Annotated in this window: 18 protein-coding genes and 2 pseudogenes; 12 read left to right on the forward strand and 8 right to left on the reverse strand. The window is 72.3% G+C overall.

Annotation, left to right across the window (positions count from 1 at the left end):
- Window positions 1-13 precede the first annotated feature (13 nt).
- Entirely contained in the window at window positions 14-610 is a 597-nt protein-coding gene (locus OG871_RS35725; RefSeq protein WP_371502511.1) for an HD domain-containing protein, read from the forward strand.
- Window positions 611-722: 112 nt separating this feature from the next.
- Here OG871_RS35725 and OG871_RS35730 read toward each other — a convergent pair whose 3' ends face one another.
- The gene (locus OG871_RS35730; protein ID WP_371502513.1) at window positions 723-857 is read right to left on the reverse strand and encodes a hypothetical protein; all 135 of its coding nucleotides are present in this window, start codon (window positions 855-857) and stop codon (window positions 723-725) included.
- Window positions 858-1,044: 187 nt separating this feature from the next.
- On the opposite strand from OG871_RS35730, the gene OG871_RS35735 reads away from it, so the two are divergent.
- Window positions 1,045-1,767 (forward strand): hypothetical protein, encoded by a 723-nt coding sequence (locus tag OG871_RS35735; RefSeq protein WP_371502515.1) that lies wholly within the window; start codon window positions 1,045-1,047, stop codon window positions 1,765-1,767.
- A gap of 112 nt (window positions 1,768-1,879) precedes the next feature.
- Here OG871_RS35735 and OG871_RS35740 read toward each other — a convergent pair.
- The 3 genes and pseudogenes from OG871_RS35740 to OG871_RS35750 form a co-directional block, all read right to left on the reverse strand.
- Window positions 1,880-2,055 (reverse strand): annotated as a pseudogene (locus OG871_RS35740) (transposase); the annotation flags it as partial.
- A 52-nt stretch (window positions 2,056-2,107) separates the two neighbouring features.
- Window positions 2,108-2,791: a hypothetical protein gene (locus OG871_RS35745; RefSeq protein WP_371502517.1), complete on the reverse strand. Its 684-nt coding sequence runs from the start codon at window positions 2,789-2,791 to the stop codon at window positions 2,108-2,110.
- A gap of 89 nt (window positions 2,792-2,880) precedes the next feature.
- Window positions 2,881-3,159: a hypothetical protein gene (locus OG871_RS35750; RefSeq protein ID WP_371502518.1), complete on the reverse strand. Its 279-nt coding sequence runs from the start codon at window positions 3,157-3,159 to the stop codon at window positions 2,881-2,883.
- 391 nt (window positions 3,160-3,550) lie between these two features.
- Here OG871_RS35750 and OG871_RS35755 point away from each other — a divergent pair, with 391 nt between their 5' ends.
- From OG871_RS35755 to OG871_RS35775, 5 genes are all read left to right on the forward strand, one after another.
- The gene (locus OG871_RS35755; protein WP_371502520.1) at window positions 3,551-3,832 is read left to right on the forward strand and encodes an acylphosphatase; all 282 of its coding nucleotides are present in this window, start codon (window positions 3,551-3,553) and stop codon (window positions 3,830-3,832) included.
- Window positions 3,833-4,464: 632 nt separating this feature from the next.
- Window positions 4,465-6,129, forward strand: coding sequence for an NPCBM/NEW2 domain-containing protein (locus OG871_RS35760; RefSeq protein WP_371502522.1), 1,665 nt, complete (start codon window positions 4,465-4,467; stop codon window positions 6,127-6,129).
- 110 nt (window positions 6,130-6,239) lie between these two features.
- Window positions 6,240-7,085, forward strand: coding sequence for an RNA polymerase sigma factor (locus tag OG871_RS35765; protein WP_371502524.1), 846 nt, complete (start codon window positions 6,240-6,242; stop codon window positions 7,083-7,085).
- Window positions 7,086-8,078: 993 nt separating this feature from the next.
- Window positions 8,079-8,831: a CAP domain-containing protein gene (locus OG871_RS35770; RefSeq protein WP_371502525.1), complete on the forward strand. Its 753-nt coding sequence runs from the start codon at window positions 8,079-8,081 to the stop codon at window positions 8,829-8,831.
- A gap of 241 nt (window positions 8,832-9,072) precedes the next feature.
- The gene (locus OG871_RS35775) at window positions 9,073-9,600 is read left to right on the forward strand and encodes a hypothetical protein (protein ID WP_371502526.1); all 528 of its coding nucleotides are present in this window, start codon (window positions 9,073-9,075) and stop codon (window positions 9,598-9,600) included.
- 107 nt (window positions 9,601-9,707) lie between these two features.
- Here OG871_RS35775 and OG871_RS35780 read toward each other — a convergent pair whose 3' ends face one another.
- A complete protein-coding gene (locus OG871_RS35780) occupies window positions 9,708-10,049 on the reverse strand; it encodes a hypothetical protein (RefSeq protein ID WP_371502527.1) in 342 nt (113 codons plus the stop codon).
- Window positions 10,050-10,681: 632 nt separating this feature from the next.
- Here OG871_RS35780 and OG871_RS35785 point away from each other — a divergent pair.
- Window positions 10,682-10,831, forward strand: a complete 150-nt coding sequence (locus tag OG871_RS35785) for a hypothetical protein (RefSeq protein WP_371502528.1) — start codon at window positions 10,682-10,684, stop codon at window positions 10,829-10,831.
- 120 nt (window positions 10,832-10,951) lie between these two features.
- Here the strand turns inward: OG871_RS35785 and OG871_RS35790 are convergent, their stop codons facing one another.
- The gene (locus OG871_RS35790) at window positions 10,952-12,187 is read right to left on the reverse strand and encodes a glycosyltransferase (protein ID WP_371502529.1); all 1,236 of its coding nucleotides are present in this window, start codon (window positions 12,185-12,187) and stop codon (window positions 10,952-10,954) included.
- A gap of 269 nt (window positions 12,188-12,456) precedes the next feature.
- Between OG871_RS35790 and OG871_RS35795 the strand changes: the two are divergent.
- Window positions 12,457-12,774 (forward strand): annotated as a pseudogene (locus tag OG871_RS35795) (enoyl-[acyl-carrier-protein] reductase FabV); the annotation flags it as partial.
- Between the two features lie 39 nt (window positions 12,775-12,813).
- Complete coding sequence (locus OG871_RS35800; RefSeq protein WP_371503507.1) at window positions 12,814-13,050, forward strand: hypothetical protein; 237 nt, start codon at window positions 12,814-12,816, stop codon at window positions 13,048-13,050.
- A gap of 152 nt (window positions 13,051-13,202) precedes the next feature.
- Here the strand turns inward: OG871_RS35800 and OG871_RS35805 are convergent, their stop codons facing one another.
- Entirely contained in the window at window positions 13,203-13,961 is a 759-nt protein-coding gene (locus OG871_RS35805; protein ID WP_371502530.1) for a hypothetical protein, read from the reverse strand.
- A gap of 491 nt (window positions 13,962-14,452) precedes the next feature.
- Here OG871_RS35805 and OG871_RS35810 point away from each other — a divergent pair, with 491 nt between their 5' ends.
- The gene (locus tag OG871_RS35810; protein ID WP_371502531.1) at window positions 14,453-15,268 is read left to right on the forward strand and encodes a DUF899 domain-containing protein; all 816 of its coding nucleotides are present in this window, start codon (window positions 14,453-14,455) and stop codon (window positions 15,266-15,268) included.
- Window positions 15,269-15,508: 240 nt separating this feature from the next.
- Here the strand turns inward: OG871_RS35810 and OG871_RS35815 are convergent, their stop codons facing one another.
- Window positions 15,509-16,489 (reverse strand): LysR family transcriptional regulator, encoded by a 981-nt coding sequence (locus tag OG871_RS35815; RefSeq protein WP_371502532.1) that lies wholly within the window; start codon window positions 16,487-16,489, stop codon window positions 15,509-15,511.
- A gap of 106 nt (window positions 16,490-16,595) precedes the next feature.
- On the opposite strand from OG871_RS35815, the gene OG871_RS35820 reads away from it, so the two are divergent.
- Window positions 16,596-17,489, forward strand: a complete 894-nt coding sequence (locus tag OG871_RS35820; RefSeq protein ID WP_371502533.1) for an NAD(P)H-binding protein — start codon at window positions 16,596-16,598, stop codon at window positions 17,487-17,489.
- Window positions 17,490-17,506 lie beyond the last annotated feature (17 nt).

Genomic DNA, 17,506 nt, shown 5'->3' on the forward strand with positions numbered 1-17,506 from the left:
CTACGCTGCGCCGGTGACTGTACCCACCGTCCGGAGCGCGCGTGCGCTGCACGAGAAGTACGCTCCCGGCAGCGACGCCCTCGACCTGGTCCTGACGCACTGCGAGATCGTGGCCCGGATCGCGCTGCAGCTCGCGGCCCGCACCGGGCAGCGGGTCGACACCGACCTGGTCGAGATCGGGGCGCTGCTCCACGACATCGGCGTCTACCGGGTCGGCGACGGCCCCTACATCCGGCACGGCGTGCTCGGGCACGAGATCCTGCGCGCCGAGGGCCTGCCCGAGTGGCTGTGCCGCTTCGCCTCCTGCCACACCGGTGTCGGGCTGACCCGGCACGACATCGAGAAGCAGGCGTTGCCCATCCCCGTCGGCGACTACCTCGCCGGAACCGCCGAGGAGCGGTTGGTGATGTACGCGGACAAGTTCCACTCCAAGAGCACCCCGCCGAGGTTCCTCGACGCGAGCGCCTACGCGGACCGGTTGACGGCCTTCGGACCGGAGAAGGTGGACGCGTTCGACGTCCTGGTCGCGGAGTTCGGCGAGCCCGAGCTCGCACCACTCGTCGCTGAGTACGGCCACGCCTGGCAGCAGGGCGCGGCAGTGCGCCGCTGAGCCCCGAGGGAACAGCGGGAACGCAAGGAGCGGGAGAAGAGGTACGGCCGGCGGGAGCGCGAGCTCTACAACGCCGGCTGCCCTTCTGGTCGGGGCGGTGGCCCGGACGGCGCTACGGCGCCGCCGGGTCGGGTCCGGCGGCGGCCAGCAGGTCGGGCAACGAGCCGTCGAACACGGGGAGGAGTTCGGCCAGCCGGCGCCAGAAGCCCGGGGCGGCACCTGCGGCGGCGGCAGCGAGGCGAGCCACTCGACCAGCATCGCGCCGTACACCGCACGCTCAAAGGCCACTTCCGTCCGGCGGATCTTGACAGGTCGGTTGCCGATGCTCCAGGTGGACTCCTCCTCCGCCTTGCGATGGACGAACGCAGCGGGGACGGCAGCCGCGCGACGGGTGCGGACCGATCTCTCAAGATCAGTGGGACTACCCTGGGGCGATGCTGCTCCCCACTGTCCCGCGCATCCGCCTGCGGTCCGCCGTTCAGCCGGATGTCGACACGCCGTTCGGTCCGCTGACCTTCACCACGGCCATCGGGAACACGGGCCTTCCGCTGCTGCCCGATGAGCTGTTCGAGCTGCCGGGCGGCCGCACGGTCGCCCGCTGGGTCCGTCCTGCGGCACGCGTCGAGCTGCTGCTGACCCCCTACGATCCCGAGCTCGACCCCGAGACCTGGGGGCCGCTGACCGGCTGCCATGCGGCGGTCTGGCGGATCGACGCCCTTGCCCCGCTCGACCGTGTGCAGTTCTCGGCGGGGCTTCCGGAGGGTGCCGACGCGGGGTTTGACGGGGGGCAGGCACTGGCCGCGATCACGGTGGAGGACGAGAAGACCCGGCTCACCGTCGGCGGCAACGACGAGGAGGCGATCTGCTGGGCCGCCGACGCGGGCGAGGTACCCCGGCGATGGGCGGCGCTGATCGACGAGGTGCACAACCGTTCGGTCAGCACGTGGGGCGTGGACTTCGGCCACAACGGCATGTCCTGGACGCTGCCCCCGCTGGAGGCCGGTGACCACTGTGAACTGCCGGTGATCGCTGCCTGGGCTCCGGTCGCGGACGAGAGCGCGAACACCTGGTACGCCGTCATGGCATCGCCAACGGTGCTGCTGCGTCACGTCGCTGCCGAGCCGGCCAGGCGGGCCGACGCTTCGGAACTCGGCTGATCACGGGCTGAGCCAGAGCCGGATCGCGCGACGGTGACCGCACGCCGTGAAAGACGTAGGAGCGCTTGTCATAGCGAGTCCTGCGCCCGGGCGGTGCTGCCGGGGCGTTGAGCTTCCAGCTCCCGAACCGCTCCGGCAGGTCCCGTACGGCACGCCCGTGCGAATCCGGAACGAGATCCCGTCGGTCGCCATCCGGTGGTCAGTCCAACGCCCGTCCCGGTGCCCGCACTTCGGCAGATGCGGCGCAAGTTTCGCCCACTCGTCGGTCGTAAGATCGCCCCGCCCCACGACCGCAACGACGGCCTGACGCGAGGCCGTCAGGTGCTCCGCCGGGCAGAACCTAGTCGACCGGAACCGGGGTGCCACCGCCCTCCCGGTGGTAGGCATGTGACAGGGAGACCTGAGCGACGGTGCGGCCTTCGGCCAGCGCCTGTGCCGCCGCTGCCCGTGCGGTGAAGCCCCGCCGTTCCCGTTCGTACTCCTGTACGCCTTCGTAGCTCCGTGCGTCCTGCAGGGAGTCCAGATCGGCCTGATTCCGGACCAGGTCGACGACGAGATGCTCGTTGGTCTGCGGGTCGTCGAAGTCGTACCGCCCGTCATTGACGTTCCAGCCGGGCGGGGCGTTCCTGCCTGAGTCGCTCCACCGCTGGCGCGACAGCGCGACCGACCAGTTCCCGCCGATCGCCCGAATGTTCTTGTCGTCCACCACGACGTACCGGGCGAGCTCCCACTGGCACTGCAGCAGCCCGGGCTCCGCGCCTTCGAACGGACCGTCACGCAGGCAGCGGTCAGTAGCCGCATCGCCGAGCGTCCGCAGGCCACCGGGCAATGCTGCCATCGTCTCGTCCAGCCGCTGCTGCGCCGCGGTGCGGGCCCGCCGACTGGCGGCGTCCACCTCGGCCGTCGTCGAGGGCCCCGCCAAGCCGGGGACCACCCAGGCATAGCACCCCCACCCCCCGGCGGCGAACGAGGCCACGATGACACCCGTGATCAGGACGCGGCGCAGACTTCGTGCATTTTGCATGCCCTCGACGCTTCCAAACCCGTGTCACCGGTCGTCGACGAGACTGTGTTGAACCTGGCACATCATCAGTGCCCTCCTGCTCGTCAGGCCTAGGTGAGATCGACGGACTCCGCGCCGACTTCCTTGTCCAGTCGCAGGAGGGAGGTCATGGGTACCCGCAACTGCAGCCGGTCCGCGATCGTTGCGGCGGCACGCCCGATCGGCTCGTCCGCGAACACCGCCGAGTACTGGCCCAGGACCGCCACCACCGCCTCCACGACCGTGGTGTCCAACGTTACGGACGAGGCCCGGTCCTCCGATACCGCAGGCAGGCGGTCGAGCGCCGCAGCCAGGCGGTCGCGACCGTCACGCTCCAAAGCTGTTTTCATGCAAACAATCCTTGGCCGGTAAGTCTGATCGCCGCAATCCGCCAATCCGGCGAATCGCTCGCAGGGCCCCCGCCGGCGCAGCCCTACGGCGGTTCATCGGCCCCCTCCGCCGAGTCGGCGGGCCGGCAGCACGGGTGGAGCCGCAGACCGGTCGGCACCCCTGCCGGGGGTGCATCCGTGCACCTCGCCGCCCCGGCGAGAAGGTGACAGAACGCGCTCGGCCCCGAAGCTGCTCTCTGGCTCGGGACAGGCAGCGGGCTGCGGCCGGGTCCACCCTGCCGGCGATTCTGACGCGAGGTCAACGGCCGCCCGGCAGAGAGGTTCGAACGCAACCGGGACACGGCGACGTCCGTGCCGGCGGGCCTGCCCGGGGGTTCGGTACGGTGGCCCCATGACCGAGAGCGTCCGGCTGACCGCGCTGATCGACGGCTTTGTCCAGGGTGTCGGCTTCCGATGGTCCGTCAGGGATGGGGTGGCCGGGCTCGGTACGCTGACCGGCTACGCCCGGAACCTGCCGGACGGCCGGGTCGAGGTGGTGGCCGAGGGGCCTCGGAAGGACTGCGCGCTGCTGCTGGACTGGCTGCGGAAGGGCGACACCCCGGGCCGGGTGGAGGCGGTGACGGAGAGCTGGGGCCCCGCCACCGGCGACCACGACGGTTTCACCATCCGCTGACGCCCCGGCCGGACCACTGCCGGCGGGAGGGTCAACCGCCCAGCCTGCCACATCGGCTTCCAGCGTGACCGGATAGACCTGGTCGGCGTCCCGCTGCCCACGGGGGCTGATCGAGTGATCGCCCGGGTCCCAGGGCCTCGCTCCGGCATCTGCGGACGGCCCGGCCGGGCAGCCGCGGGACACACACCATCGCCGGCGGCTCGTTCGCCGCGGCCTCCGCGAAGACGGGCGGGCGGCCCGTCGGTGGTGCCGGGCAGGCCGAAGCTGAGCGGAACCTTAGGGCATGGTCAGCGCACCCTGTGAACTGCGGATTCGGTGCTGAACGGCTCCTACGATCAGTCACATCGGTCGCCGGCCGGGCCCGTCAAGCCCCGCCGGAGGACGGTTCGAAGGCCGCGGTTCCGGCGCCAGGTCGCCAAGGATCCGGTCCTTCGTGGCACGAGGTGTCCGTCGGCGGCTTCCGCCGTCGGCTCTCGTCGCCGCGCCGACCGTCCCGCGTCCGGTCCCCGGAACCTCCCCCGTTCCGGAGGGCCGTCGCCGCTCCGGGCGGACCGCGGGCCTGCCTCCCGCGGTTCGCCCGGGTTCCCTTCGCAGGACACCGCGGTGTCCACTATCCGGAATGAGTGTGCTCTGTGGCCGTTCACCGCCTGAAGAAGCGTCGCCGCGTGGTCAGCGCCATCGCCGCCCTCGGGGCGGCGGGAGGGGCGGCCGCGATGCTCGCCTCGACAGCTGCGGCCGGCCCCACCCCCGGCACCTACACCTACTACAGCTTCCCCTCGGGCACCGGCTCCCTCCACGACGTCACCTGGACGACCACCCCGCAGTTCGACCCCGGCTACACCGCGAACATCTTCTGGAGCCACCAGTTCTCGTTCGACAACGGCCAGGGCGCCTACTTCGGCATGCAGAGCAACGGCGGCCAGAAACGCACGCTCCTGTTCTCCGTGTGGGACACCGACGGCGCCAGGAAGGGCCCCGACAGCACCTGCGAGCCGTTCGGCGGGGAAGGCGAGGGCCAGCACTGCCAGGCGCACGTGGACTGGACGGCCGGCCACACCTACAAGTTCAGCCTCGCGCCCAAGGGCCAGGGCTGGTTCACCGCCACCGTCACCGACGCCTCCACCGGCACCAGTACCGAGGTCGGGACCATCAGAGCGGCCAAGGGCGGCCGGGAGGCGACCGGCATCAACCCGGGCGGCATGATCGACTGGACCGAGTACTTCGAGTGGAGCCAGTCCTCCTCCAACTGCTACAACCAGCCCGCCGCCGCGGTCGCCTTCGCTCCGCCCACCGGCAACGGCGGCACGGTCACCGCCAAGGTCTCCGGCACCAGCGTCAACAACACCTGCGGCTCGGACGCCAAGGTCGACACCACCGCGCCGGGCTCCGTCCACCGCACCGCGATCGGCAACAGCCCCCGCGGCCTGGTCCACAGCGACCAGAAGTGCCTGCGTGCACCCGGCAGCGGCAAAGCCGCACTGTCCGACTGCAACACCACCGCCGGCGACCGCGCCTGGGTCTACTCAGCCGACCAGACCCTGCGCCTGAGGTCCGACGACTGCCTCACCGCGAACGGCTCCGCCACCGCCGTCGGCGCCTGCCAGGGCGACAGCAAGGCCCAGGGCAAGGTCAACGACCCCGCCAAGCGCTGGACCTACGACCCCACCGCCAAGACCCTCAAGAACAGCCAGTCCGGGCTCTGCCTCACCGCGGCCGCCGACGGCACCACCAGCACCAAGGACTGCGCCGGCACCGCCGACCAGAAGTGGACCCTGCCGACCACCGGCACCACCGATCCCACGCCCGTCCCGCCGAACCCCACCCCCGTCCCGCCGGTGCCGCCGACCACCCCGCCCGTCCACACCGGCCCGCTCACCGACCAGGACTGGACCGCCGCCACCAGCGGCTGGGGCCCCGCCGAGAAGAACAGGAGCAACGGCGAACAGGCCGCGGGCGACGGCCGCACCCTCACCATCCGCGGCACCACCTACGCCAAGGGCATCGGCGCCCACGCCACCAGCACCATCGCCTACAACCTCGCCGGCACGTGCAAGACCCTCACCGTGGACGTCGGCCTCGACGACGAGTCCCGCGGCAAGGGCTCGGTGAACTTCGAGATCTACCGCGACACCACCAAGGTCGCCGACAGCGGCACGCTCACGGGCACCTCGCCCGTCCAGCACCTGACCGCCGACCTCACCGGCGGCAGGCAGCTGCGCCTCGTCGTCAACAACGGGGGCGACAACATCAACTACGACCACGCCGACTGGGCCGACCCCCAGATCACCTGCAGCTGACATCCGTACCCAGGTGGGCCGTGCCCGGGCAGTCCGCACGGTCCACCGGGACCACGAAGGTGCGGCTGCCGAAGCAGCCCGTCCGGGGGAGACCGAGTGAGGAGCTGTGCATGACTCCCGATCGAGAGTCCTTGGCGGCGGATGTCGCCGCTGCTCAGGCCGGTGACAAGGCGGCTCTGGGCCGCATCATGGCCGCCTTCCTGCCGCTGGCCTACAAGCTGATCGGCCGGGAGCTGGACGGGCATGTGGATGTGGACGACGTGGTCCAGGAGACCATGGTCCGTGTCGTCGACAGGCTGGGCACGCTGCGTGACCCGTCCTCGTTCCGGTCCTGGCTGGTGGCGGTGGCCAAGAACGAGGTCCGGCGGCGCTGGAGCCGTCGGCAGCAGGTGCTGGACCCGGTCGAGCCGGGTGACCAACTCGCCGATCCGCAGGCCGATTTCGTCGAGGTCACCATCCTGCGGCTGGGCATTCTCGATGCCCGCCGCGAGTTCGCGGAGGCCGTCCGGTGGCTGGACCACGAGGACGGTGGCCTTCTGGCGCTGTGGCGGTTGGAGAACGAGGGTGAACTGAGCCGGGCGGAGGTCGCCGAGGCGCTGGGGATCTCGCTCCACCACGCGGGCGTGCGCATCCAGCGGCTGAAGGGGCGTCTCACCACCGGTCGCGCCGTGGTCCGTGCCCTGGCCGCCGAACCCGGCTGCCCGGCGCTCGACGCGGCCACCGCGGACCGGGACGGCGCGGTGACGCCGCTGTGGCGCAACCGGATAGCCCGGCACATCCGTTCGTGCGCCTGCTGCTGTGGCTACCAGGGCGACCTGATGCCGGTGGAGGTCGTGCTGGCCGGCGCGGCGCTTCGGGGCATGGCCCCGCCTCGGCGGCTGTACTCCGCGGCGTCGCCCGTACTGCCCGCGGCGCGCAGGCACTCCGCCCCGCGCCACGCCGTGAGCGTCGGCTGACGACGCAACTGCGGCACCGGCGTCGCCGGCCGGCCGCCGGCGCCTCGGCTGGGCGGCCGAACTGCCCGGTCCTGTCCACCCGCCCAGCCGCAGCGAGCAGGAACGGGCCGAGGACGCCCGGCGACGACCGCCGGTCCGGGCGAGACACCGCCCACGACCCGATCCCGATCCCACCAACCGTCAACCGCCAACCGCATCGGAAGAACGCCGAGGTGAGACCATGAACGCCCCGATCCCGCCCCGGTGGGGAGAGTCGCAGCCGGTCTTCGGCCAGTCGTCGTCGTGGACGGGTCTTGCCCCCGTGGCACCCCGCCCGGCGGAGCACGCCCATCCGTTCCCGGGCCCGCACCCGTTCCCGGGCCCGCTGCCCCTCCCGGGTCCGCCGCGGCTCCCGCTCCCGCCCCCGGGCTCCCTGCCGCTACCGCTGCCGGACCCGTACCCGCTTCCCGGCCGCCCGCCGACCGTTCCGCCACTCGCGGAGGCCGAGCCCGTACGGGGTCAGCGTCGACAACAAGCGCTGCCACAGCCATGGGGTCTGTCGGCAGGAGGGCTGTAGATCCTCGCGATGACGACCGCCCGCACGGCCCGCCCCCCGGGGGTGCTGCCGACCGCACGCCCGATGCCCCCCAGCCAGCCGCCGAGGCCGCCCCGGCCCGGCGCCGCCGCCAACCTGCCGGACGGCTGACGGCTCCCGCAGCGGCACCCTGACCCGTCACATGCCGGAACGAACGAACCAACAGGCTCACGAAGAAGAAGGTGGAACGCGTGGACAGCTACGGCGACGCAGAGACAGCCCTACTGGCACCGGTACCGGCGCACTCCTACGGTCCGCAGGTCCACGGCGAGTCGACGGCCCGGACCGGGCCGCCCCCGGAGCACGGCGCGCGGGGCGGCCAGCATGCTCGCGCCGTACGGCGGACCCGCCGGGCAGACGGTGGCCGAGGTGGTGCCGCGCGACGGGTCCGCGCGGGAGCGCCGCTGACCCTGGCCTTCGTGGGCGCCGCCGCCATGGTGGCCGGGCTGGTCGTGGGTCTGACGGTGTCCTCTCCCGACGGACCGGACCGGACGACGAACCGCGCCGACAGCATCGCGCCGCAGGCCGCCCAGTCGGCTGCCCCGCCGGCCGCCCCGTCGGACGCGCCGACAGTCGCCGTACCCAGCCCGACACCGGTCGCCGACGGCTCCGCCACCGCACAGCCGAGTCCGGCCCCCAGCGTCAGCCCCGGCCCGGTGGCCCCCGCCGCCACTCGTTCCGCCGCGCCCGCCGCAGGGCGCACCACCGCCGCGCCACCTGCCAAGCCGTCCACCGCACCGCCCACGTCCGGGCGCACCACCGCCGCACCGCCCGTCGGCGGCACCCAAGAGCAGTTCGCCCGACAGGTCCTCGACCTGACCAACGTCCAACGGGCCCAGAACGGGTGCGGCCCCCTCACCGGCGACGCCAAGCTGCAGGCTGCAGCGCAGGGCCACTCCGAGGACATGGCCGCGCGGGACTTCTTCGACCACACCAACCCCGACGGCGACAGCCCCGGGAAGCGCATCGAAGCCGCCGGCTACCTGTGGCGCGGCCTCGGGGAGAACATCGCCAGGGGCCAGGCAGACCCGGCCACCGTGGTGGACGGCTGGATGCACAGCCCCGGGCACCGAGCCAACATCCTCAACTGCTCCCTCACGGAGCTCGGTGTCGGCGTCCACCTCGGCCCCGGCGGCCCCTGGTGGACCCAGGACTTCGGGACACCCCGCTGAAGCGCCTCGCGAACCGGCGGCCTTCCTGCCGGGCCGGTCGGCCCCGCGGCGGACCAGCCCGTGGCGGCGCACAGGCGAGCGCGTGCGGGTGGGTGCGGGTGGGTGCGGGTGCGTGCGGCAGGAGGACGGCAGACCTCCCCCTGGAGAGTGAGGCGGATGTCCGGACCTCCTTCCGAGGCCGGCTCGCAAGCCCGTCGCGGGAACGACGTGGTGGCAGCAACGCGCCGAAAGGATGGTGCACATGACCACCACCCCACTCGACTCCGCCGCTTCGCCCACGCCCCGCTGGGCGGTGCGGGCCGCCCACATCGCCGCACTGTCCGCCCTCCCCGCCGGGATATGGCGTCTCCTGCTGACAGCCGGTTACCTCGGCGGATACACCGAGGCCGGGTACGAGGCGCTGGGTATCACCGGCTGGTCGGCGTTCTACGTGGCGGGCCTCAGCGTGGCCACCGAGGCACTCGCCCTGCTCACCATCGGCCTGGTCCGGCCGTGGGGGGAGGTCCTCCCGCGGTGGATCCCGCTCCTCGGCGGGCGCCGTGTCCACCCGATGGCAGCGGTCGTCCCGGCCGCCCTCGGGGCGGTCGGACTCACCTGCATCTGGACCCCGTTCGCGTTGTGGTGGGCCGTTCCCCACCCCGATATGACCGCCCTCGGCAACACCGTCGTCGGATTCCTCTACCTCCCCCTGGTCGCCTGGGGGCCGCTGCTCGGCGCCGTCACCTTCGCGTATCACCGCCGACGTCACGCGAAGCGGCCGGTCCGGTGAGCCGCGCCCACCCCGACCCGGGGCCCGTGCCACCCGAGCGGCGGCCGCACGTTCACCCGTACCCGGTGAGAGCGGACGTGCCGAGCTCGGACCTCACCTTCACCGGCTCAGGGCTGATGGTCGATGTGACCGAGCACCCAGGCCAGTGCCTGAGCCACCCCGGAGGAGAAGTCCCGGGCGTCGCCGGGCGCCGTCTTGTCGTGCGCGCGGCGCATCGCTGCGCGTTCCTCGCCGTCGAGCTCGGCGTCGTCGGGCGGGTCTTCGGGGCCGGTGGCGCCGCTGACGGGCGCGATGCGGTGATGGCCCGCCACCCACGTGTAGGCGGCGAGCGCGCCGCGGACGGTCTCGGACCCGGCGGCGGGCCCGGTCGTGAGCCGGGTGACCGCGGCCTCGATCTCGCCTGCCGTGCGGGCACCGACTCGGGTCTCGGGCGGACGGCGACTGGACATGAACTCACCGTAGCGTCCGACTGTGCGTCAGGGCCTCGATGGCGGCACCGAACCGCCGAACCTTCCCCGGAGCGTTACGCCGTTCGGGCTGGGGCGACCGGCCTGCTCCGCTCCCTCGTGCCGCCGGATGCGAGCGACCCGCCGTCGGGCGCAGCGTCGTCCGAGCGCGGTGCAAGATCGTCGAGGCGTGGGCCGCAGGTGACCTGCCTGGCGCACCTCCCGTGCGGCGCTCCGATCGCCTGATCGGGGAGTTGTCGATCGATACCGTCCGATCCAGAACGCCTCCTGGTTCTCCGCCTCCGCAGGCATCGTCGTGAAGGTCGTCAGCGGCAGCGGCCACTTCGACGGCATCACCATCACTGGCAACAACTCTCGGGCAACGCCCTGGAAGCCGCCGGCCTGACCCCCGACCAGCAGCTCACCACCGGCGGGGTCACCTTCACCTCGCACCCCGGCCGCTACGGCACACCCGACAACGTCCACGCCACCGGGCAGACCGTCGCCGTCCTCGGTACCGGCTCCACCCTCGCAATCGTGGGCTTCGCCACCACCAGCAACGCCCCCTCCGCCCAGGGCCCCCTCCGCTTCTCCGACGGCAGCTCCCAGGCCTTCACCCTCGCCCTGACCGACTGGTGGACACCACCGCCACCAACGGCAACACCCTGGTCAAGCAGGTCTCCTACCAGAACCAGCACGACGCCCCCTACAAGGACGCCAGCACACCCGCCTACAGCCACACCGCCTCGCTCCGGCTCACCAAGATCGCGCTGCCGGCCGATTGACGTACGGGAAGGACCGCCGCTCGATGGAGGTCGGGCCGATGCTGCCTCAGAACTCCTCACACAGCGATCCCGGAAGCCGGTGCTGTTCCGTCGGAGCCCGGCTCGACGATTCCGTGTGGTTCACGCGGAGACGGGCGGCCTTTCCTGGCCGACTGTCTCGAACAGCAGTTTCGCGGCCACCGTCGCCCCGTCGGTGCGGATGGCGCCGGCCACCGCCCTCGCCCGTGCGCGGGTCCTGGACGTCAGAGCCGTTGCGAGCGCGGCGGACAGGGAGTCGAAGGTCGGCGTCGGGCCGTGGTGAGCCGCGCCGATGCCCAGCTCGGCCACTCGGGCGGCCCAGTACGGCTGGTCCGCGATCCGGGGGACCACCACCTGAGGCGCGCCGGCCCGGGCCGCCGTCGTCGTGGTGCCCGCGCCGCCGTGGTGCACGACGGCCGCCACCCGGCGGAACAGTGCCTGCTGGTTGACCTCGCCGAGGACGAAGCAGTCGTCGCCCTCGTCGATCGGGGCCAGGCCGGCCCAGCCGCGGGCGAGGAGTACGCGGCGGCCGTGTGCGCGGCTCGCCTCGACGGCGATCCGGGCGATGTCCTTCGGGGCGTGCGCGGCCATACTGCCGAAGCCCACGTACACCGGTGGTTCGCTCGCGTCCAGGAACGCCTCCAGCGCTTCCGGGAGCGGACGGTCGTCGGGCAGGATCCATGCCCCGGTCTGCACGATGTCGAGGTCCGTCATGCCCTGCGACGGACACAGCGTCGGGTCTGCCGCCAGCCACGGCCGGTCGGTGAAGACGTAGTCGCGGACGCTGCCCATCGGCGGCAGACCGATGGCCGCCCGGTGGCTGTTGAGCGCCTCTCCGTACAGCGCGTCCACCCTCTGGGCGTCCTGCTCCCACAGCACCCGGTTGTCGGTCTCGTCCTGTGGGGATTGCCTGCCAGGCCGCGCCCCGGGGCTGAAGTGCCGCGACGGAAGTCCGGCGAGATGGAAGCACGCGTACACGTAGCGGATGCCCAGTTTCTCGGCCACGTCCCGTGCGCCGGCCGGCATCAGGCCGGTCGCCACCAGCGCGTCACATCCCTCGGCCGTCGTGGTGAGCGTGTCGAACCGTGCGGCGACCAGCTCGGGAGCGAGCCGGAACGCGTCTTGGGCCGTCGGTGGCTTCGTGCCGGCCACCACCGAGCGCACCGTCGGGCCGAGCGGCACCATCGGCACCCCGACACGCGCCAGCAACGCCGCGAACTCCTCGTCCGGTGGCGCGCACACCCGCACCTGCGCGCCGAGTTCCCGCAGCCCCACCGCCAGTCCCGCCAGCGGTTCGACATCTCCGCGCGATCCCCATGTCGACAACAACACGCGCATTTTTTCGCGACTCCCACGTCCGGAGGTTCTGGCTTTCGGCCGCCGATTCTGTGGTACCACCCGGGTCTTGCCGCAAGCCCCCCGGCGCGCTATAAGTTGAGAGTGGCAGGGAGTGGGTACTCCTTGCTCCGTCATCAAGCCGCTCGGCACCGACTACCGGGCCAAGACCTCGTGTTCGAGGACGGCGTCCCACAGATCGGCGAGTAGCACCTGCGGGCGGCGGACGAGGCCGAGCGCGACGCGACCGTGCAGGTCATGGGCGGCCCGACTGGCAGAGGTGGATCGACGCCCTGCAGTCCAAAGGCCTGCTCGCCGAGGGCTTCCAGACCGTCGCCCTCTCGTACGTCGGATCCGACATCACCGCCCCCATCTACCGGGCCGGAACCATCGGCGCCGCCAAGCAGCACCTGGAAGACACCGCCCGGGCCGTCAACACCCGGCTCAAGGGCACCGGCCACGCCTGCACCGTCGTCGCGGGTGCGGCCGCCACCCAGGCGTCCACCGCCGTCCCGAGCACCGCGCTCTACACCAGCGTCCTTCACCGCGTGACCGGTGACGGCTGGCAGGCCACCGTCGACCAGGCAGCGGCCCTGTGGGACCAGCTCGCCGGTGACGCCGAACCCGACCTGGACGACCGGGACCGCATCCGGCTGGACGACTGGGAGATGAATCCCGGCGTTCAGGCTGCCGTCCGCGCCACGTGGGACCAGGTCGACGCCGACACCATTGCCACCAGTGCGGACACCGGTTGGTTCCGCGACCAGGTCGGCCGGCTCTACGGCTGGGACGTGCCCGGCGTCGACTACGAGGTCGCAGCCGAGACCACCGTCCCGTGGCCCGCTTCCCCGTCGTCAGGCGCCTGACCCGTCCCGATCACCGCCCACGACTCGGCGCCGACCTCCCACGGCTTCGGCGCCTTGACGAGTCTGACGCCGAGTCGGATCCGGCCACGCTGTAGATCACTCTGCTGGGGGTGCTCGGCACCCTGGGCCTCAACTGTCCCGGGGGATCAGGGTCACCCGGTCGCGGACGGCGAGGCGGAGCTTGCCTGTGCGGTCACCTTGCGGAGCTGCGCCCGCACGATGTCCGCCCGTACGGCCGGAGTTTTCGCGGTGTCGTCGCCGGTCATGAAGAGCACCCGATTGTCGCCCAGCGCGACGTAGAGGATGACGGTGCTGAACCCGCCGGTGGTGGTGATGGCCCCGGTCGGGTCGTCGAGACCGAAACAGATCGCCGGAACCTCAAGCCCGTCGAACTCCACCTCCCGGACCTTCAGCGTCCGGTAGCCGCTCCCCGCGGGGGTCCGCAGGCTCGGGCAGCCGCCGCGCACCGCCGCCGTGAGCGCGTCGAACCGCTCCCGCACCTGCCCGGGGTCGAAGCTGCCCAGGTCGACTTCGGTCCGGTTGCCGAACGTATTGTTGCCCACCACGTACACCGCACCCCACCGCGCCCGCGGCTTCTCGGTGATCGCGGCGAGGACCGGCGCGCACTCCGGTGACGCGGCCGCCACGTTCGCGGCCGACCCGGGCGTGGACGGTTCGGCCGGCTCGACGACCGCGCCGCCGGGCAGGTCGGCGGGGCCGAGCCGGGCCGCCCAGAGCTGGTCCTCCGTCAGCGGCCCGAGCGGGACCCACGCACGCGAGGAGGCGCCGCCGTCGGCCGCGGAGGGCGGAACCGTCGAGCGGGACGGGGACGCCGGTGCCGACGCACAACCTGATACCGCGGCAGTCAGGAGCAGGAACGCCGAGGCCCACGATATGACGGGTCGCTGCACGATTCTCCAGGCGTTGTCGTCGTCAGTGCGGGCAGAGCCTAGTGGAGCGCGACAGCTCGGCGCCTGCCATATTCGATCACCCCGCCGGTCGGGCGATCGAGTCATCCGTCCCTCTCTCGCGCCGACCTCGATCGGCGCCTGCTCCCTTCGGACGTACCGATGTCGACGGGCGGGCTCGCCGCCGGTGTTCCGGACGCAGGCGAACCCGCGGCGGCGGGTCCGAGCCCGAGACGACCAGCCGTCGCGATGTGAACGGTGCTTCGAGCCGGCCCGGCCGCGCCCATGCTCGAACCGAGGGAGGCGATGGCCCCGGGGCAGCAGAACCTGGTGCCGGATCGGATCCCGAACCACCGGTGTCCGCACGAGCGTTCGTGCAGGCTCGGCCAAGGGCGTCCCCTGCCGCGACGACTTCCGGCCCGGTGGCGAGTCTGTTCCGGCGACCGTCGTACGTCGTGCGACGCTGCCCGGTACGAGACACCACGGAGGACACCATGACAACCACCCCGGACGAGCCGACCGCCGTGCTGCCCGGCCGCCCGCCCGTCGTCGACCTCGCCACCTGGCAGGCCGCCCGTGACGAGCTTCTGGTCCGCGAGAAGGCTCACACCCACGAGGGCGACGCCCTTGCCGCGGCCCGCCGCCGGCTGCCGATGGTGGAGCTCGACGGGACGGTCCAGGTCGTCGGGCCCGACGGCCCGGTCCCGTTCCTGGACCTGTTCCAGGGCCGCGAGGAGCTCGTGGTCTATCAGCACATGTGGTACGACGGCGCGCCGCACCAGGGACAGTGCGAGGGCTGCACCACCACGGCCTGGCACATGAAGGACGCCGTCTACCTCAACGCGCGGGGCGTCTCGTTCGCCGTCCTGACCTCGGGCCCGTGGGACGAGGTGGCTCCCTACGTCGAGTTCATGGGTTACACCCAGCCCTGGTACTCGGTGCGGGGCGGGCAGGCGCCGGTCGGCGGAGAGATGGGGCACCTCGTCTGCTTCCTGCGCGACGGCGACCGCGTGTTCCTCACCTACTCCACGACGGGCCGTGGCAACGAGCCGGTCAACGGGTCGCTCGGCCTGCTCGACATGACGCCCTACGGCCGCGGCGAGGCGTGGGAGGACAACCCCGAGGGCCGGTCCGTGCTCGGCGATGTCCGCGAGGGGCACCCGGCCGAGGGCCGCCAGGCCTGCTGGTACTGGCGCTCGGACGCCGACGGCGTCGCCACCTGGGGCCCGACCAGCCGGCCCGTGCCGCAGTGGACCCGCCCCGGTGCGACCCCCGTGGAGACCCTCGGCCGGCACGGCCACCACGGCTGACGCGCGTTCGACGACGGCGTCGGCAACGGCCGTGAGGTGCCGGACGTGGTGGGTCCACTGCTGGTCAGTGAGTTGTCTGCGCGTCACACCCACCAAGTTCCTGCCGGGTTCTGCTCCAGGACAGGGCAGAACCCGTGTGACTGCGGGTCGGTAGAGGTCGGAGCATGACTCAGCCTGCTCGCCGGAGTCCGACATTGCCGTCAACGGGCGTGCGTCCGCACAGGCCGGGGCGGTGTCGTCCTACTCGGGGTCGATCGCGTCCGCCACGGTGGTCTCAGAAGCTGCTGTCGGTGAGCAGAGAGTCCGGCGGACGGCGTTGCGGAGCCAGTGGTGGGCTCCGTCGGCCGTGTGTCGGGGGTGCCAGGCCATGCCGATGGTCAGCGGTGGCAGTGCCAGGGGGATGTCGAGGAGGTGCAGTCCGAGGGCGCCGGCGTCGTGGGTGAGGGGCGAGGGGGCGGCGCCGGGGGGTGCGGCGGGTACGAGGCAGACGACGTCGCTGCGGGCGGCGAGGGTCATCGCGGCCAGGTGGCTGGGGAGGACGATGCCGACCCGCCGGTGGAGGTTCTGCTCGGCCAGGGCGGTGTCGAGGGGGCCGGTGAACCGGCCGCGGCGGCTGACCGCGACGTGTTGGGCGGCAGCGAGCCGGACCGGGGTCAGCGGCCCTTCGGTGAGCGGATGGCCGGGCCGGACGGCCGCCACCATGCGGAGGCTGACCAGTTCTTCGACCTGGGTTTCGGGGTCCACGTGGTCGATGGATCCGATCTCCAGGTCGATCCGGCCGTCGCGCAGGGCGGGGCCGGCCTCCAACTCCTCGGCCCGGAGCCGGAACGAGACCCCCGGCGCCTCCCGCTGGGCCAGTTGGAGCAGTCCGGGGGCCAGTGCCGCGCCGACCAGGTCGGCGGCCTGGAGGGTGAAGGTGCTGCGGAGGCTGGCGGGGTCGACGCTCGCGCCAGGGCTGAGCAGCGCTCCGAGGCTGCGTACCACTGTGGCGGCTTCCTCGCGCAGGGCCTGGGCGCGTGGGGTGGGAACCATGCTCTGTCCGGCCCGGACCAGGAGGGGGTCCTGGAGGAGGCGGCGCAGACGCGCGAGGGTGCGGCTCATGGCGGCGGGCGAGGTGTGCAGCCGTGCGGCGGCGCGGGTCACGCTGTGCTCGGCCAGCAGAGCATCCAGCGCGATGGCGAGATTGGCGTCGATGACCGGATCAGGGCTGCTCACCAGCATTATTCCATTTCAGTCAATGATTCCGTGCTGAAGTTCCCATTGTGGCAGCACTGGGATCCTCAGCAGGATGAGGGGCGTACCGACCGGCACGACCTACGAGGTTTTCATGATCGTCATTACTGCTCCCACCGGGAACATCGGCCGTCACCTGCTCGCCCGGCTCCTGGAGTCCGCCCCCGCCGCGGGCGAGGAACTGCGCGTGATCGTGCGCGACCCCGCACGGCTTCCGGACGCGGCGCGCGGGCGCGTCGAGGTGGTCGTCGGCTCGCACGGAGACGCCGCGGTCGTCGACCGGGCCTTCGAGGGGGCGGACGCCGTCTTCTGGCTCGCCCCTCCGGACGCCTCCCTGACCCCGCAGGACGCCTACAGCGGCTTCAGCGGACCCGCCGTGAGGGCGCTCGCCGCCCACGGCGTCGGCCATGTCGTCGGCGTCTCCGCGCTCGGCCGCGGCACCCCGCTCGCCGACCGGGCCGGCCTCGTCACCGCCTCCCTCGACCTGGACGACCTCATCGCCGGCAGCGGCGTCGCCTACCGGGCCCTGGCCAACCCGTCCTTCTTCGAGAACCTCCTGGAGGAGTCCGAGTCGATCCGCGAGAAGGGCGTCTTCACCGACTCCGTCGACGCCGACCGCAAGGCCCCCTTCGTCGCTGTCGCCGACATCGCGGCCGCCGCCGCCGGCCTGCTGCTGGACCGCTCGTGGACCGGCACCGACAGCGTCCCGGTCCTCGGGCCGCAGGACCTGTCGCCCAACGATCTGGCCCGCATCATGACCGAACAGCTCGGCCGCCCCGTCCGTTACGAACGCCAGCCGCTCGACGAGCTGTACACCACCCTCGTCGGCTACGGCCTCAACGAGACATTCGTCCAGGGCATCGTCGACATGAAGCGGGCCAAGGACGAAGGTCTCGACGCCGGCGTCGCCCGCACCCCGGACACCACCTTCCCCACCAGCTTCGAGCAGTGGTGCGCCCAGACCCTCAAGCCCGCCGTCCTCGCCTGAAGTCCAGCAGCCGGTGC

This window comes from Kitasatospora sp. NBC_00374 (assembly GCF_041434935.1).
Classification (GTDB): domain Bacteria; phylum Actinomycetota; class Actinomycetes; order Streptomycetales; family Streptomycetaceae; genus Kitasatospora.

What these genes read in the sequence shown, in the direction of transcription:
- OG871_RS35750 (WP_371502518.1), bottom strand. Translation starts at nt 3,159, where the DNA reads ATGAAAACAGCTTTGGAGCGTGACGGTCGCGACCGCCTGGCTGCGGCG.
- OG871_RS35790 (WP_371502529.1), bottom strand. Translation starts at nt 12,187, where the DNA reads ATGCGCGTGTTGTTGTCGACATGGGGATCGCGCGGAGATGTCGAACCG.
- OG871_RS35780 (WP_371502527.1), bottom strand. Translation starts at nt 10,049, where the DNA reads ATGTCCAGTCGCCGTCCGCCCGAGACCCGAGTCGGTGCCCGCACGGCA.
- OG871_RS35755 (WP_371502520.1), top strand. Translation starts at nt 3,551, where the DNA reads ATGACCGAGAGCGTCCGGCTGACCGCGCTGATCGACGGCTTTGTCCAG.
- OG871_RS35820 (WP_371502533.1), top strand. Translation starts at nt 16,596, where the DNA reads ATGATCGTCATTACTGCTCCCACCGGGAACATCGGCCGTCACCTGCTC.
- OG871_RS35810 (WP_371502531.1), top strand. Translation starts at nt 14,453, where the DNA reads ATGACAACCACCCCGGACGAGCCGACCGCCGTGCTGCCCGGCCGCCCG.
- OG871_RS35815 (WP_371502532.1), bottom strand. Translation starts at nt 16,489, where the DNA reads ATGCTGGTGAGCAGCCCTGATCCGGTCATCGACGCCAATCTCGCCATC.
- OG871_RS35765 (WP_371502524.1), top strand. Translation starts at nt 6,240, where the DNA reads ATGACTCCCGATCGAGAGTCCTTGGCGGCGGATGTCGCCGCTGCTCAG.
- OG871_RS35735 (WP_371502515.1), top strand. Translation starts at nt 1,045, where the DNA reads ATGCTGCTCCCCACTGTCCCGCGCATCCGCCTGCGGTCCGCCGTTCAG.
- OG871_RS35775 (WP_371502526.1), top strand. Translation starts at nt 9,073, where the DNA reads ATGACCACCACCCCACTCGACTCCGCCGCTTCGCCCACGCCCCGCTGG.
- OG871_RS35745 (WP_371502517.1), bottom strand. Translation starts at nt 2,791, where the DNA reads ATGCAAAATGCACGAAGTCTGCGCCGCGTCCTGATCACGGGTGTCATC.